Genomic DNA, 15,621 nt, shown 5'->3' with positions numbered 1-15,621 from the left:
TATATATCCTCCTTAAAATATTTATAATAACAGACTTTTGTCTGCGATTATCGAGTTCTTATAAAACATCTACCCATGACTGAGATTTATTGCTATCCAAACATGCTTCCACTATTTTCATAATATAGTGAGCATCTTCAAAGGTAACATAATTCTGTTGATTCTCAAGATAACTATCCTTCTGAATAGATTCATAGAAATTCTCAATTCCATTGCGCATAGCATCTGCCCACCCTACGGGATGCCCATTGGGTAAAGTTGCATATCTCTTTGCCTCTCCCGTCATATACTGAGCACCTACATAGAGCTCCTCATTTCCGGAATCCCTATGTCCGATCCAAAGCTTATCCGGCCTCTCCTGATTCCACTCCAGAGAAGAACCGGCACCGCAAACATTGATCTTAAAAGCATTCTTCTTGCCTGCCGCCACCTGAGATACATGGAACAACCCTTGCATTCCATCTTCAAACTTCACCATAATATAGGCAAAATCTTCAGAATGAATTGACATTTCTTCTAAGACTTTTCCTGTAGATGCTGAGAAAGTTCCATCTGCCTTCTCCATCTTCTTACGAACCGGATGTACCGTTGTTAAATTGGCATAAACTGAAACAATCTTCTTACCGCATACAAACTGGATGGTATCGAAACAATGAGAACCGATATCCGCAATAGCTCTCGACTCACCGCCTAATTTCGGATCCAGTCTCCAGTCATAATCAGTATCATAAAGCATCCAATCCTGAATATATTCGCCATAAACAGTGAGGAGATTTCCAATACTTCCATTTTCCACCCTTTGATTCATCTCCTGAACCATAGCATTTTGTCTATAATTAAAATTAACTCCTGCTGCTACTTTATATTCTTTTGCAAGCGTTACCAACTCTTCTGATTCAGTACAAGTCAATGTAAAAGGTTTTTCACAATAAACGTGTTTTCCGTTTTCAACAGCCTCCTTACTAATCGGATAATGCATAGCGCTGGGAGTACAATTATGTATAACATCTACATCTATATCCGCTAACAGTTCTTTACAATCTTTATAATATTTAGGTATGAAGAACTGTTCACTCGTTCTCTTTGCCATTTCTTCATTACTATCTACCACTGCCACAACTTCCGTGCCGGGAATTCTTCGAATAGCTTCAATATGCTGCTTTCCAATAAAGCCTGTACCGATAACTGCAACTTTTAATATTTTCACCTGGCTTTTCTCTCCTTATATCATTTTCTGTAAAATTTCTACATTTACGTAAATTTTACAATTTCATAATAGCATCACCTTTTCATATTGTCAATTATAATTTTACATTGGTTATAACAATTCAATCATTATATATAAATATTTTTTCATTTTGTTATATATATTTACTAATAACTTATTTTTGAAATACAATTATTTATTTTTTATTTATATATTCTTTTCTTACTTTTCATTTTTCTTTACATTTTTTACATTCTTTACTATAATGGGTTTAATGGATTTTCCCACGTAATAGTGAGGGACTGCACTGTTACGCTTTAATTATAGAACCACAGGTGACAATGAGATAAGGAGCTATTAACAATGAACGATTCTAAAATTACAATAGAGGAAATTGCGAGAAGGGCCGATGTATCCATCGCAACAGTTTCCCGTATTATTAATCATAAAGACAATGTAAAGCCGGCAACCAGACAGCGCGTGTTGGAGGTTATGGAGGCATTGAAGTTCTCACCTCAGAGGCCTTCTACACTATCCGATTCCAACAGCAAAGTAATATTAATGTGCATACCGGGATTCGATAATCCTTTTAACAGCCCTGTAATTGACGGCGTACAAAAGTCCGCTCACTCACAGGGATATGATGTATTAATCCTTCAATCCAGAGATTTCTATACGGATAGCAGCGACTATACTAATATTCTGAAAAATAACTCCATTGCCGGAATCTTAATATTGGCTTCCGTGCCTCACTCGGAATTACTGGACGAGCTCACCTTCCGCTGCCCTGTTGTTATGTGTTCGGAATATACTGAAAATTATGGCGTTTCATATGTAAGTATCGATGACGTAGCCGCTGCCAAGAAGGCAGTTAATTATCTTATCTCCACCGGAAGGAAAAAAATCGGTTTTATGAACTGCAATATGCACTTTAAATATGCAAGACATCGAGAAAAAGGATATTTGGCAGCATTAAAAGAAGCGAATGCGGAGATTAATCCTGCATGGACTACACATTTATCTACAATCAATTATAGCCAGGCATTCTCCAATGCACTGCATATCTTAAGCCTGACGGATAGGCCTGACGCCATATTCGCCTGTTCCGATGTGTTTGCTGTGAGCGCAATCAATGCTGCGAAGCAGTTAGGCTTACGCGTACCTGAAGATGTCTCTGTAGTAGGATTCGATAACATCGAACTATCTACTATGTCAAGACCGACGATTACTACGATTGAACAACCTTGTTTTCAACTCGGTTATCAATCCTGTGAATTATTAATTGAGAAAATTAAGAATCCTAATATGGAAGATAAACAGATTATTCTCGATACAGAACTGATCGTCAGGGAATCGACAACATTGTAAAAGCCGAAATCAAATACAGGGCCTCCCGGCCCTGCATTTATAATTACTTATAATGTTATTATCTTAGCTCCTATCTTTTCTACGAAAGTTCTGTCATGTTCCACCATAAGCAGAGTAGGGTTGTACTTCTCAATCAGCTCTTCAATCTGAATTCTGGAAAATACATCGATAAAATTCAGCGGTTCATCCCATACATAAAGGTGTGCCTGCTGGCAGAGGCTCCGTGCAATTAATACTTTCTTTTTCTGGCCTCCGCTGTACTCTTCCATACTTTTCTCCAATTGTAATCTGGAAAAGTCCAACTTTCTAAGAAGAGTCTTAAATATAGTCTCATCAATTCCATATCGTTCGGCATAGGAAGAAATAGTTCCTTTCAGATGCGATGTATCTTGAGGTACATAAGATATAATAAGTCCCCCTGCTGTTTCGATACTTCCGGTCAGTATTCTGTTATTTTCCTTATCCTCATCCATACTATCATCAAAGGACCAATCAACAGAAGAAAGAATTGATTTGATAATGCTGGATTTTCCACATCCATTTTTCCCTTCTAAAACAATCTTCTCTCCATTTCGTATCTCCAGATTAAAGTTATGAACTACTTGCTTTTCCTTTCCTCCACATTTATCAGTAATGGACTGCAAATCATTATCCCTAGGAGAATATTGGCAAGAGCAATAAGTAATTCCTACCTCCTCCATACGAACGAGGACATCCTTATGATGTCTTAAAGGAAACAACTTCAGACTTTCTGTACTTTCAATATTTTTTAATAAGGCAGATTTTTCTTCTATGGATCTATCCTGCCGCCTCTCCATATTCTTACGGCGCATTTGCATACGGCGGGATTTTTCTCCTATATAAGCTCTGCTATCAATATTTTTTTCCTGGTCCTGTGATTTTTTCCCTATCTTAGTAGCTTCTACATTATCTGCCCACTCCCTTGACTGCCTCGCAGATTCCTTCATCCTTTGAATATCTTTCTTTAAGTTTTCGTTTTCAGCAATTTCATATTCATCTTTCCGCCGTTTATTTTCCCACCAACTGGAGAAATTGCCCTTTTGTATTTCAATATTGGTCTTATTGATAGTCAATACATGATCAATACACTGATCGAGAAACGCTCTATCATGTGATACGAGCAAGAATCCTTTTTTCTTATTCAAATAATCACTTACTAATTTTCTCGTCGGCATATCCAGATGGTTCGTTGGCTCATCGATTAGGAGGAAACTATTTTCCCCGGAAAATAAAATAGCCAACATTACCTTCGTCTGCTCCCCATTGCTTAAAGTATCAAACGGCCTATAGAGAACCTCCGTATCTACTTGTAAAAGAGTGAGCTCTCTGCATACTTTCCAAAACTCATAGTCCGGATATATTTCCTCCACAACAGCGAGCGTATCCTTTTGATGATCAGATATCTCAAAAGGAAAATAATCAAAGCTTACAGATGAGGAAATTGTCCCTTTATATTCATATTTCCCCTGTAAAAGGCGTAAAAATGTTGTTTTTCCTCTTCCATTCCTTGCTATAAATCCTAATTTCCAATCGGTATCTATTTGAAAGGATACATTCTCAAAAATATTATCGTAGCTTCCATCATAATAAAAAGTTAAATCATTTACATTAATTTGTGACATACAAATACCTCCATACTCCGGCAGCATAGCTTTTGTTCCGCGCGCGTAGCTGCGCATAACTTGCACGCAGGGATTTACGTATTAGAAATTTCCTAATACATAAAAAAGAGTGCAGAAATAATTATCTGCACTCGAAAAATCACATAAACTATGGTATGAACGAAAAAATAACGTTGCCTGCCATAAACAGCCTATAGTAATTTATAAAAAGATGTCCGATTGAAATTATTCCTGCTCACATGATAAAGAATCCTGGCCGCTGTATATTATTCATACAGACCAAACTATCATGCATCTCATTCAGTTACTGATTAGCAAGAATAAATAATCATCCACACATCTCCATTCTTTTGAATTTTCATAACTGTTCAGTACTCTCACAGTTACCGATTTTCTTCAATATATCATTTACCCAAATAAATGTCAATCCATCTTCGATATTCTTATTTCATGCAATGATAGGAATATACCATCGTTGAAGTGGCCCATAGAATTATAATTGTGAGAATAGGAAGAAAACCAATTCCAACAGCCATTCCCATAAGCATAAAGAATGCCCATAATATTATATATAATATATTTGCTGCACGATAAGCTTTGTATGCTGCTCTATATATTACAAAGAGCTCCGCCTCATCACAGCTTTCTTCCCATTTCTTGTGGAAATTCATGTCATATATACTTCCCTTTTTCTCGGGATTTAGGAATCTGATACAATCTATCTGTTTCTGCTGTAATAACATAAGCACTAAAATTCCTACCAAAAATATAATAGCCGTACCTACTAATAATCCTACTATCTCGTATATAGCGAGAAAATTCATAAAAACAAATATCATAACAGAAAAAAAGAGAAATTGTAAAATCATCAAACCGTTCGTTATCCATAGACCGTAAGAGAGCCTTTTCTCAATTTTTTCAAGTTCAATATCATCATCCTTCTCTATAAGTTCCACAGCTTTCTTTTTATTCCGGCCAATCTCCCAGACACACCAAATACTTGCTGCCACCGTTATACCGATCATAATACCACCCAAAATGATACTCAACACCCCAGCATTGTTTTCCATGAATTCTTGGAATACCTTTGTAATTATAAGGAGTTCCCTTCCCGCTAATGTAGTAAGAAATCCTAAAATGGCTCCTACGATCAAACATATGAACATAATAACGGTAAAGCTTTTCTTCGCCTTTTTATTATCTTTTTTAATAACTTCTTCTTGTCTTCCATTCACCGATACATTATCATTCTTCATTTCCGTCCTCCTCGCTATAACTAAATATATCCTCAACTGCCGCATCAAATACCTTTGCAATTTTTATTGCCAAGGTCACAGAGGGAGAATAATCTCCTCTCTCTATCAAGCTTATCGTCTGTCTGGAAGCTCCAACCAGACTACCGAGCTGCTGTTGATTCAGATTCTTCTTCGCACGGTATTCTTTTAACTGATTATACAATGGCATTCCAATTATCCTTCCTTCTTATTTCTATTTATCTATCAATTTTCCATTCATATGACAACTTTAATTGTCATAATTATAATACCATTGACAACTAAAGTTGTCAATGGTATATAATAAACATCTGAAAGGAAAGTGCTTTTATACTTATGAACGAGTCGCTTCGTAAACCGGACAATTGTCTTTGGCCGGCAAAATAATAAGAAAGTATACACTTATCAATGTTACAATACCCATAATCAATGCCGCATATCGGTATGGCATAATTTGCCCCAATATTCCACCGATCAATTGAAAAATAATGCCGCCAATAGAAAATATTACACTGAAAAATGCATTTACTCTTGCGCGCATTTCTTGAGGCAGATAGGATTGTACCGCCGCCGACCTTATAGTTGCACTATAGTTACCCAACCCTCCGCATATGAAACGATTCAGAAGCATGAAAGGATATGGCATAAATAACAATAATGCATCCATACAATCATAAAATACATATACAAACTTCGTGAATGGGTAGCGTTTCTTCACCGGTATATCCTTCTTATATTGAAACAGACCGCTTAAAACCCGCCCTATCATCTCAGCACTCTTTAAAAAGCCAAGCATCGTAACGCTCAGCCATGGCTGCGTCTGATAATAAGCACGCGTAATTACATCAATACCGCCCGATACTCCATTCGTTATACTCATATAGGTATAAATATTGCGTATCCCTTTTTCTTTCTTCATATAAGAAAATCCATCTATGATATCTTCCCAATACTGCTTAAAAGTATAAATCTCCCGCTCGCTTCTTTTATCCGATTTTATAATGCCTTCTATTATAACGGCTATAAGGGTAATTACAGCCACTATGAAAAAAAGATGTCCCATCGATACTCTTCCATAAATAAAAGTAACAAGCGGGGACATAACTACAATTACTACAGGATATATCGTCCCGCTTACCGCATATCCCTTTTGCTCCATCCCCACAGGAATTAAATCAGGATACCATGCATCATAAGCCAAACGATAAAGAACAGAAATAGTACCGACCGCCAAAACAAAGATGAGATAGATTCCATAAGAAAATTCATGGCCGCTTATCCACAACCCCATGACCGCATACAGCATTACCATAATGAGGTTCAACCCTATCACCCACTTCTTCTTCTCCCCCTTGTCAATAAACGGCGCTACAAGTACCGGTAAAATAATGTCAGGAAGCATCCCGCAGACCATTACTAAAGCAGCCAGTAACGTTGATTGTGTCTCATCGAATACCAATAAACTTATCGGTAGGTTCATAGCCTCTCCGCCGATAGCTGTCAAAATAGTTGCAACCGTAATACATGAAAAATCTTTTGTCCAAACAGTTTTTTTCTGTGAATCACTCATTTTATTTCTCCTATCTTATCGATAGGTCTATTCTAGCAACAAACTTAAATATTGTAAAAGTAATATTCTTGAGAAATTTCTCGCCTATAAGTATTACTTAGTGTTCATTTTTATAACTATAGAAGAAATTTTCTGTTCGAACTCCAAAGCTTTTTTATACTTTCTCTGTCTTTCGTAAGCTTTTACTATAATTTCTTTATAGAAATATAGGAACCCAAAATGACTATCCTTTTCAATTACCTTAATTAATTTGTCCAATAACTTCATGTATTCAGGATTATCCAAGAATCCCTTTTCACACTCCATGCATGCTTCCTCATACATCAAATATTCCAATTCGGTATAGGCTTTTTCATCTAAAAATAATTTTTTTATTCTTCTAAGACAATCCCTGCCTTCTTCCATTTTTCCTTGACGTATATAGGCAATTGCTAACTTGTGAATTGTAAAAAACTCTGACTCTTTTTGAAGTTCCTGTGCTTTTAATAAGTACTCCAAACCTAGCTTATACTTCTTAAGGGCAATATAGGAGGCTCCCATATTATAGTAAAGATCAGGCATACGTTCTTTCCACCCGGTGTTTTGCAATAGGCAGATACTACGATTATAATTTGCTATCATCATCTCTTCCATATCCAGGCAGGCATAAGCAGAACCATTAAAAAAATAGTATTCCGCCAAGTAATAGGTATTCCCTTCCTCTAATGCCGCCGCCACAGTTCTATTTTCCATCCTATGTATTGCCGGATAATCTCCGTGATAAAAATATGCCCTACACAATTGAATCATCGCGAAGGAATTATTAATTATTGTACATGCTTTTTCATAATCTAATACCCTCTGTGCGGAATCTGTATATTCTTTAAAACACAGCCATAAATAATATGCCTTTTGTTCCGCACTCATAGCCTCCTTCAATCGCCCTATCTGTGGAAGAACCGGCTCCCCCTCAATTCCTTTAATAATTAACCAGTCAACAGCAAAGGCACTATACAAAAGCTGAGAATCTGCTTCTAGCAGCTCCGCGTAAACTTCTTCAGTATCCATATGATAATGAAGAAGGTGAAAATACCTGGAAATCCCTTCCCTATACTCAGAAAGCACTTTCTTATCAATTTCATATGAAATTCCAAGCCGTTCATATAATTGCTTAATAATTTCGTTATCCGGATTCACCGTACCATGCTCTATCTTGCTCAAATAGGAAGGCACACAGATCCCATAACAAACTTCCTTTTGCCCTTTATTCTGTTTTATACGCTCCATTTTCAAAAGAGCCCCTATTACTGTATATTCACTATCCATTGCCTTCCTCTTCAGTACCCTCGCAGTTACAACTCCCTTATCTATTCCTCTAAATAAATTGTCAAATCTCCCTGATAGCCTTTTTCCATCTTATGCCTCGCCTTTCGATTTTCTACAGTATCGAAGATAATAGAGAAATCATAGTCCTCAGGATAAAGTTCGGCTGCTGCCACCTGGAGCTTTAACCTCTTATGATTTACTGTTATCTTCTCTCCCTTTATCTGAACGATTACTTCTCCTTTCTCATTTTCAGGCTTCACAACAATACCGGTTATTCCATCCGGAAGGAGCGTCACACTATCCCCTCTTGTAAACCTCTGTACAGGTAAATTACTGTGTATACTTTTGTTTATCTTCTTAAGAGAAGGAGCATATTCTTTCTTTATCCGCTCTTCTACCTCAGTTAATTTCAATTCTTCGGGCAGCATTTCTCTTTTTTCTCCATACGCTTCTTTAGCTGCCATAAGAAGCATTTCCCCCGGCATACCGAGTCTTTTCGCGATATAAAGAGCGCAGCTATCCCCAGATTTTCCAATTTCCATCCGGTATAGAGGCTTTAGATTCTCTCTATCGAAAGCCATTCTTGCATTGATAATCTCCTTAAACCCCTCTGCATAAGTCTTCACCTCCGGGTAATGGGTCGTAATGAGGAAAAGGCAGCCGCTCATTCTAAGCTGTTCCAATATAGCGATGGCAATTCCCATACCTTCCGCCGGATCGGTTCCTGAACCGAGTTCATCCATAATAACAAGACTTTCTTCTGTTATCTGCCTAAGAATCCTAAGAGTATTCTTAATATGAGAAGAAAAGGTGGAGAGGTTATCCGCTATATTCTGCCCATCTCCGATATCACAAAGCACTTGATTGCTCATGCAAATATTGGCTTCTTTGCATGGCAGGTGTAAACCGGAGCAGGCCATCAGGCTAAAAAGTCCTACTGTTTTAATGGCAACCGTTTTCCCTCCGGTATTCGGCCCTGTTATAATAACGCCCCTTCGCTCACCTCCTATTTCAAAATCCAAAGGAATACAACTTTCTTTATCCAATAAGGGATGCCTCGCCTCCTTCAAGTACAGATATCTATCCGTATTAATCTCCGGCTCCTTGCCATACATATCGGCACTTAATTTTCCTTTAGCAAAAATAAAATCCAACTTTACAAGAGTATCCAGATTCTGCCTAAGCGCATCTTCCTGTTCCGTGATTTCTGTCATCAACGTATAGATAATTCTTCTTTCCTCATTATCCTCTTCTATTTCCAGAACCTCTTTTTCTTCTCTTAACTTCGCGACCGCAGAGGGTTCTATGAAGAACGTAGTTCCGCTGGACGATTTATCCGCTACCGTTCCATCGACTTTGGATTTATAATCTTTCTTTACCGGTAAGCATATTCTTCCATTTCTGTGTACTATAAATGACTCACTCATATACTTTTTATGAGTGCGCAGAATATTTTCCGCTTTTTCTTTTATCTTATCTTCCAAAGTCTGTAATTTCCTTCGTATATCCTGTAGCGTAGGCGATGCATAATCATCCACTCTTCCATAACGAATACAGCGTTCCAGTTCCTGTTTCAAACCCTCCAGAAGTATTAAATTTTCATCATAATAGGCAAGAGAAATTCGATAGTTCTTTCCTCTTTCCAAATAATCTCTCATACGTTTCACTGCTGCCAGAAACATTCCTATTTCCTCTAACTCTTCCGGTAATAGAAGCTCATATCTAGCTGCCTTCTCCAGAAGTTCTTCCATATGTTCCATAGCAGGGGTGGGAGGCATTCCTACCGCATCCAGCATTTCTCTGGCCTGGGTAGTATCCTTCAAGTTCTTCCTAAGTTCAGCCTCCGATAAATATGGCCTTAATTCATATATCATTTTCCTGGCCCTGGGGGAATGCGCCTGCTTTGCCAAAAAATCTATTATTTCATCAAATGCTACTATTTTTAAATCCTTTTCCATTTTAATAATCATGCCTTTCCTTGCTTTATTTTCTAATAAACCTACTAAAGTTATAAACAAAAATGGAAAATAAAAAACCTATGAATTATCCATTACAGATATCTTACATAGGTTCATCAATAAACAAGCATACTGCCATAATCATAGATACTATGATGGCAACGATATATAATATTGTATTATTGTTCTCTGTCATGGATTTTGAGTATAACAAAACAGAACACTCCTTACGGGTGTCTTCATTTACTCAAGCGTTATTCATAAATTAATTATTTTCCACAAACAGATACAATTAACAAAAAGTTCCCTCTCTTCCAATTTCAAAATAACAATTACAAAATCATCTGAAATATCAAGGTTAATATACCAATATTCCTCTGTCTTGTCAATTATTTATTTAAATCAGGTACTTTCTTCTTGTAATAAGATCTTTTCTATAATATAAAGAGAATCCCACAATGCCTTTTATAAAGCATAGTGGAATTCTCCATAAGTTGTCCTTTTATTCTATTTCTCTACCCCTGCAAACTCATTAAGGTGTATCTGTAACTTCTTCTGTTGTGGAATCCTCTTCACTTGCAGAACCATCGGATATAGCCTCTTCTACTGCAGAAATCAAGTCAACTTTCAGATATTTCAACTCGCCTCTATTGTCCGTTACAGTATATGCTTCTGTCAATCCATTGATATATTCGGTCACCCTTTCTCCTGCAATTACATTAGAGATAGCCGTATCATCCGCTTCATCATAATATCTGTTGATAAATTCCACTACGTGATACTGGTTACTTTCTGTATCTTCCAAAACTGCGATATCACCTTCTGCTCTCCCGTCTTCATACAGCCACTGAGCAATCACAGATGCTGTTCCGTTATAACTTCTGGCCTCTTTAAGGGAAGGGTCACTCTCCGCATCCTCATAGGTCGCCTTATCATCTTCGGAGGCATTCTCTAAGCTAAGCGCTTTGAAATCCGCACCTTCTTCACGGGCTTCCATCATATCTTCTGCTTTCTTCTTGATATCGAGCATTGCTCTATCAATTTCTTCTTTTGTAGAGTCCTCTGCAACATCTGCCTTGAAGGTAAAGCTTCTATAATCTACTTTATCATATTCAAGTACATGGTCCGCATAATAGTCTTTAATTTCCTGATCCGTCGGTGCATTCTGTGCCATCAAGTCTTCATAATATGCCGATGCTAAAATACCCTCTTTGATATAAGGTTCCAGAACTTTCTCCGATGCATATGGACCATAACTTGTCTTATAATATTCATTTATGGACAAATTCTTCGCCTGCGCATCTGCAGTCATAGATGCTAATACTTCCTCATATCGCTGGGTATCATCATAAGTAAACTGTTGAGCTGCCGCATCATCCACTATAGCTTTCGTCTGCTTAATCTGCTCTACCGTCATCTGATCGAACAGATCCTTCCATGTGAGGTCTTCTGTGTATTGCTGTAAACTAAAATCTACACTCGGATCTAATCCAATATAAGAAAGAATAGGTGAATAAGTGGATAGATAATTATTCACAGTAGTGCTGTAATAATATTGATATTCCGGTTCCATAATTTCATAACTGCCAACCGTTACATAAGGAGAATTCAACGCCCTATTCTTATTTATTGCAGAAGCCGCGATAGAACCGACGACTGCAACGATTATAGCAATACCAATAATGATGGCACCAATCTGCAAAGCTCTGGATTTACGCTTGTCCTTCTCCTCCTGTATCTTTCTTTCTTCCATTTTACGTTCATATTTCGTCTTTACTTTCTGCTCAACATTCGTTTGCGGCTCTTTATTATTCGCCATTTGTAGAGTTCCTCCTCAATTTTACGTTCTTTCCCTAATTGTTAATATTACAGATGAAACAGATACCGCTACCATATACCCTGTCCGCAAGCAGCCATGGTATGTTTTTGCACACTCGCTTTGCTCGGCGCAGTATAATATTATACTTTTTCCAAGTATAAATCCCAATTGTGATATTATTGTGATTTTTAAACCTATATCTGAAATTATAGCTGAAAAATCCAAACCATATTTTACCACAAAACATCACCTTATACAAAATATTTTCAAAACTTACTATTATTTCTATGATATCTCGCTAGGCTTCTTTCAGAGATCCGTCTTTTACATACATTAATTTTAAAATAATAGGTGTGGCTATCGATGAAATAATAATGAGCAGAATTACAGACGTAAAGTAAACAGGCTCAAGAAGCCCCGCGGAGAGGCCCTTTTGAGCAACAATAAGTGCCACTTCACCTCTTGTCATCATTCCTATACCAATTTTTATGGCGTCAGCGTTGTTAAACTTGCAAAGACGTGCTACCAATCCACATCCTACAATTTTTGTAATCAGACCTACCGCTACAAATGCGAGGGAAAACAATAATATGGAGGTATCCATATTGCTAATATTCGTTTTTAATCCAATACTCGCAAAAAATATGGGGCCAAATATCATGTAAGAATTAATATCCATTTTCTCTGCTATGTATCCTGTATCATGAATAGAACAAAGAATAAGCCCTGCAACATACGCACCTGTAATATCCGCAATACCAAAATATTTTTCTGCAATATAAGCCATAATAAGGCAAAGAGCAAGCCCTGCAATTGGAATACGCCGTGTATGGGGATATCTTGCATCTACTTTTTCAAATATTTTGTGGATAATAATTCCGACAATAATTGCAAAAATAAAAAACAAAATCGTATTTATTATTACTGTCACAGGATTTGATTGAGGATTCTTAAATCCTATCACAAAAGTGAGAACAATGATGCCAATTATATCATCAATAATTGCCGCGCTCAAAATTGTCGTTCCCACCTTGCCTTTCAGCTTCCCCAGTTCCTTAAGGGCCTGAACAGTAATACTTACAGATGTCGCCGTTAAAATAACCCCAATAAATACCGCCCGATAGAACGATTCCGATCCCCAGGGAGATGCTCCATAAAAAGCCATATATACAAGAGCTCCACCCGCTAATGGAATGAATACACCCGCGCAGGCAATCAGAGCTGCCATCGGACCGGTCTTCATAAGATCCTTTAAATTCGTCTCCAGGCCTGCTGAGAACATTAAGAGAATAACTCCCAGTCCTGCCATTTGCATCACAAAATCAGACTGATCCACCAAACCAAGCACACTTGGTCCTATAAGCAGACCTGCAATAATTTCACCAACTACTTGTGGTGCCTTACATTTCCTTGCGACTATTCCAAAAAATTTAGCAGTCAAAATAATAATAGCTAAATCCTTAAATACTTCATATGATTCCATAACCTTCTCCTTAGCTTTTCTCTAGAATTCTTTCTTTTCAACAATAAATTCTACCATATTACTTTATAATAGATGTTGCCATGGCAACATTTTATTACTAATATATAAATATAGTCTTGATACTGAGCTTCAGACTATGAGAAAGGTATGGTTATCTTTATGAAATATATAAAACAATTAAAATATCATCCACTTTTTTGTGATATGAAGGAAAGGGAAATAGAAAAGATTCTTTCCTGTTTTTCTTTCAAATATAAGAATTATTCTAAGGATGAGTATATTATCTTAGAAGGTGACCCTGTACAAATTATAGGGATCATCATATATGGCACCGTATTGATGGAAAAAAATGATTTACATGGAAATAGCTATTTTTTTACAGAATTCAGAGAATCCGATATATTTGCAGAACCCTTTATGGATACCAACATAATAAACAGCTCTGTGAATTATAAGGCAATGACAAACTGCCATATTCTATTTTTTAATTATCGGGATATCTGGCGGTCATGTGAATGTCACTGCTCTTGTCATTTATTATTTATAAAAAACCTGACAAATCTCCTTGCTTTGAAATCGAGAATTTTAATGGCAAAAATAGAGATCCTTTCCAAGAAATCCTTAAGAGACCGCATTCTTACTTTTTTTAATCTTGTATCTCACCCCAGTTACCATATAGGGATTTCGGAAAATCATATATCGGCTCCGTTACAGCCGGGCCAGCTTTTTATCCCTTATAATCACACAGAAATGGCTGAATATCTCGGGGTCAACCGCAGCGCTCTTGTAAGGGAATTAAAGCGTATGAAAGATCAAAATATTATTGACTATGAAAAAAATATATATACATTATTATAAATATATATCGCATAACTTAGAACTTCAGATTCTTAAACAAATCTCCAAGAGAGGTACCAATGTCTTCATTGGAACTATACTGCGCCGCTTCTCTTTCTTCCATTTCATCAGCCTGAGATTCCTCTTCCACCGCTTTGATACTCAGGCTTATTTTATTATCGTTGGTATTTAATACCTTCACTTTCACTTTATCACCTACAGTAAGAACCTCAGAGGGACTCTTAATTCTCTTAACAGAAATCTGAGATATATGAACGAGTCCGTTCAATCCTTCTTTCAATGCAACGAACGCTCCGTAAGGCATTAAGGATTCCACCGTTCCTTCCAAAATGGTTCCCGGTACCAGCATAGAAATTCTATGGTTAATTTCCTCTTCTGCCTTCTGTCTCTCCACTACTTTAGCCGACAATATCAGCTTCTTCTTCTCTTCATCCACAGTAATCACTCTTACCGTAAGCTGCCTGTTTAACCAAGGCTCCAATTCTTCCACATAAGTGAGGGATAATTGTGATGCGGGAATGAATCCGCGAATTCCTTCTACAAATGCAATAACTCCACTGTTCACTACCTCACTAACCTTAACACTAATTTCCTTTTCTTCTTCCATATACTGCTTTAAGATATCCCATGATAGAATATCTTTCGCTTCCTTACAAGAAAGTTGTATATTCCCGGCGCCGTCATCCGCCTTTACCACCGTTGCCTCTATTACAGAGCCTATCTCAACCTCTTCTAAAATATTGAACTTCGGATCATTACTCATATCCTCAGCTTTAATTATACCTTGTGCATAGTAATTCAAGTCGAGAATTACCTCTGTCTCATCCACAGAAATTACCGTACCTGATATGATTTCCCCTTCCCCGATCTTCCTGAAAGAAGCCTCCAATTCTCTGCTGTAATCTTCCATCGTCTCCTGAGTGCCGGCTTCATTTTCTGCAGTCGCCTCCATGGGGGTTCCGATGTCTCTACCCGGCTTGTCTTTTTCCAGTAAATCTTTTTCCATTATCTTTCTCCTTTTATTTTTTTTAATATTAGATGATTGCGAAACTCATCGACTGTTATAATTTCATGCACAATTTACAAAACTTTCATACCATCTTTCTTCGTAATCTGTATTTATTGTGCATGAAATT

The 15,621-nt window shown here is 37.2% G+C and carries 12 protein-coding genes; 2 read left to right on the top strand and 10 right to left on the bottom strand.

Annotated features, from left to right (window positions below; genetic code table 11):
* Nucleotides 1-58 precede the first annotated feature (58 nt).
* A complete protein-coding gene (locus RBB56_RS09520; protein WP_306718618.1) occupies nt 59-1,207 on the bottom strand; it encodes a Gfo/Idh/MocA family protein in 1,149 nt (382 codons plus the stop codon).
* Between the two features lie 363 nt (nt 1,208-1,570).
* Here RBB56_RS09520 and RBB56_RS09515 point away from each other — a divergent pair, with 363 nt between their 5' ends.
* Complete coding sequence (locus tag RBB56_RS09515) at nt 1,571-2,575, top strand: LacI family DNA-binding transcriptional regulator (RefSeq protein WP_306718617.1); 1,005 nt, start codon at nt 1,571-1,573, stop codon at nt 2,573-2,575.
* A gap of 47 nt (nt 2,576-2,622) precedes the next feature.
* Here RBB56_RS09515 and abc-f read toward each other — a convergent pair whose 3' ends face one another.
* The 8 genes from abc-f to RBB56_RS09475 form a co-directional block, all read right to left on the bottom strand.
* On the bottom strand, nt 2,623-4,218 hold the full coding sequence (gene abc-f, locus RBB56_RS09510) for a ribosomal protection-like ABC-F family protein (RefSeq protein WP_306718616.1): 1,596 nt from the start codon (nt 4,216-4,218) through the stop codon (nt 2,623-2,625).
* A 443-nt stretch (nt 4,219-4,661) separates the two neighbouring features.
* Nucleotides 4,662-5,474: a DUF3169 family protein gene (locus tag RBB56_RS09505; protein WP_306718615.1), complete on the bottom strand. Its 813-nt coding sequence runs from the start codon at nt 5,472-5,474 to the stop codon at nt 4,662-4,664.
* On the bottom strand, nt 5,464-5,682 hold the full coding sequence (locus tag RBB56_RS09500; protein ID WP_306718614.1) for a helix-turn-helix transcriptional regulator: 219 nt from the start codon (nt 5,680-5,682) through the stop codon (nt 5,464-5,466). The genes RBB56_RS09505 and RBB56_RS09500 overlap by 11 nt, the downstream gene beginning before the upstream one ends.
* A 144-nt stretch (nt 5,683-5,826) precedes the next feature.
* On the bottom strand, nt 5,827-7,062 hold the full coding sequence (locus tag RBB56_RS09495; protein ID WP_306718613.1) for an MFS transporter: 1,236 nt from the start codon (nt 7,060-7,062) through the stop codon (nt 5,827-5,829).
* Between the two features lie 93 nt (nt 7,063-7,155).
* Entirely contained in the window at nt 7,156-8,367 is a 1,212-nt protein-coding gene (locus tag RBB56_RS09490; RefSeq protein WP_306718612.1) for a helix-turn-helix domain-containing protein, read from the bottom strand.
* A 41-nt stretch (nt 8,368-8,408) separates the two neighbouring features.
* The gene (locus tag RBB56_RS09485; protein ID WP_442905451.1) at nt 8,409-10,325 is read right to left on the bottom strand and encodes an endonuclease MutS2; all 1,917 of its coding nucleotides are present in this window, start codon (nt 10,323-10,325) and stop codon (nt 8,409-8,411) included.
* Between the two features lie 532 nt (nt 10,326-10,857).
* Complete coding sequence (locus RBB56_RS09480; protein WP_306718610.1) at nt 10,858-12,144, bottom strand: hypothetical protein; 1,287 nt, start codon at nt 12,142-12,144, stop codon at nt 10,858-10,860.
* 298 nt (nt 12,145-12,442) lie between these two features.
* Nucleotides 12,443-13,627, bottom strand: a complete 1,185-nt coding sequence (locus RBB56_RS09475) for a cation:proton antiporter (RefSeq protein WP_306718609.1) — start codon at nt 13,625-13,627, stop codon at nt 12,443-12,445.
* Between the two features lie 159 nt (nt 13,628-13,786).
* On the opposite strand from RBB56_RS09475, the gene RBB56_RS09470 reads away from it, so the two are divergent.
* Entirely contained in the window at nt 13,787-14,485 is a 699-nt protein-coding gene (locus RBB56_RS09470) for a Crp/Fnr family transcriptional regulator (RefSeq protein WP_306718608.1), read from the top strand.
* Nucleotides 14,486-14,501: 16 nt separating this feature from the next.
* On the opposite strand, the gene RBB56_RS09465 is transcribed toward RBB56_RS09470, so the two are convergent.
* Nucleotides 14,502-15,437 carry a S1 RNA-binding domain-containing protein gene (locus RBB56_RS09465; protein WP_306722123.1) on the bottom strand — a complete coding sequence of 312 codons (936 nt, stop codon included), beginning with the start codon at nt 15,435-15,437 and terminating at the stop codon, nt 14,502-14,504.
* Nucleotides 15,438-15,621: the final 184 nt, after the last annotated feature.

Source organism: Kineothrix sp. MB12-C1, assembly GCF_030863805.1.
In the GTDB taxonomy this organism is placed as follows: domain Bacteria; phylum Bacillota; class Clostridia; order Lachnospirales; family Lachnospiraceae; genus Kineothrix.
The sequence above is the reverse complement of the archived record's forward strand: the minus strand, read 5'-3'. Positions and strand labels throughout refer to the sequence as shown.

What these genes read in the sequence shown, in the direction of transcription:
- RBB56_RS09515 (WP_306718617.1), top strand. Translation starts at nt 1,571, where the DNA reads ATGAACGATTCTAAAATTACAATAGAGGAAATTGCGAGAAGGGCCGAT.
- RBB56_RS09480 (WP_306718610.1), bottom strand. Translation starts at nt 12,144, where the DNA reads ATGGCGAATAATAAAGAGCCGCAAACGAATGTTGAGCAGAAAGTAAAG.
- RBB56_RS09485 (WP_442905451.1), bottom strand. Translation starts at nt 10,325, where the DNA reads ATGGAAAAGGATTTAAAAATAGTAGCATTTGATGAAATAATAGATTTT.
- abc-f (WP_306718616.1), bottom strand. Translation starts at nt 4,218, where the DNA reads ATGTCACAAATTAATGTAAATGATTTAACTTTTTATTATGATGGAAGC.
- RBB56_RS09500 (WP_306718614.1), bottom strand. Translation starts at nt 5,682, where the DNA reads ATGCCATTGTATAATCAGTTAAAAGAATACCGTGCGAAGAAGAATCTG.
- RBB56_RS09490 (WP_306718612.1), bottom strand. Translation starts at nt 8,367, where the DNA reads ATGGATAGTGAATATACAGTAATAGGGGCTCTTTTGAAAATGGAGCGT.
- RBB56_RS09495 (WP_306718613.1), bottom strand. Translation starts at nt 7,062, where the DNA reads ATGAGTGATTCACAGAAAAAAACTGTTTGGACAAAAGATTTTTCATGT.
- RBB56_RS09470 (WP_306718608.1), top strand. Translation starts at nt 13,787, where the DNA reads ATGAAATATATAAAACAATTAAAATATCATCCACTTTTTTGTGATATG.
- RBB56_RS09465 (WP_306722123.1), bottom strand. Translation starts at nt 15,437, where the DNA reads ATGGAGGCGACTGCAGAAAATGAAGCCGGCACTCAGGAGACGATGGAA.
- RBB56_RS09505 (WP_306718615.1), bottom strand. Translation starts at nt 5,474, where the DNA reads ATGAAGAATGATAATGTATCGGTGAATGGAAGACAAGAAGAAGTTATT.
- RBB56_RS09475 (WP_306718609.1), bottom strand. Translation starts at nt 13,627, where the DNA reads ATGGAATCATATGAAGTATTTAAGGATTTAGCTATTATTATTTTGACT.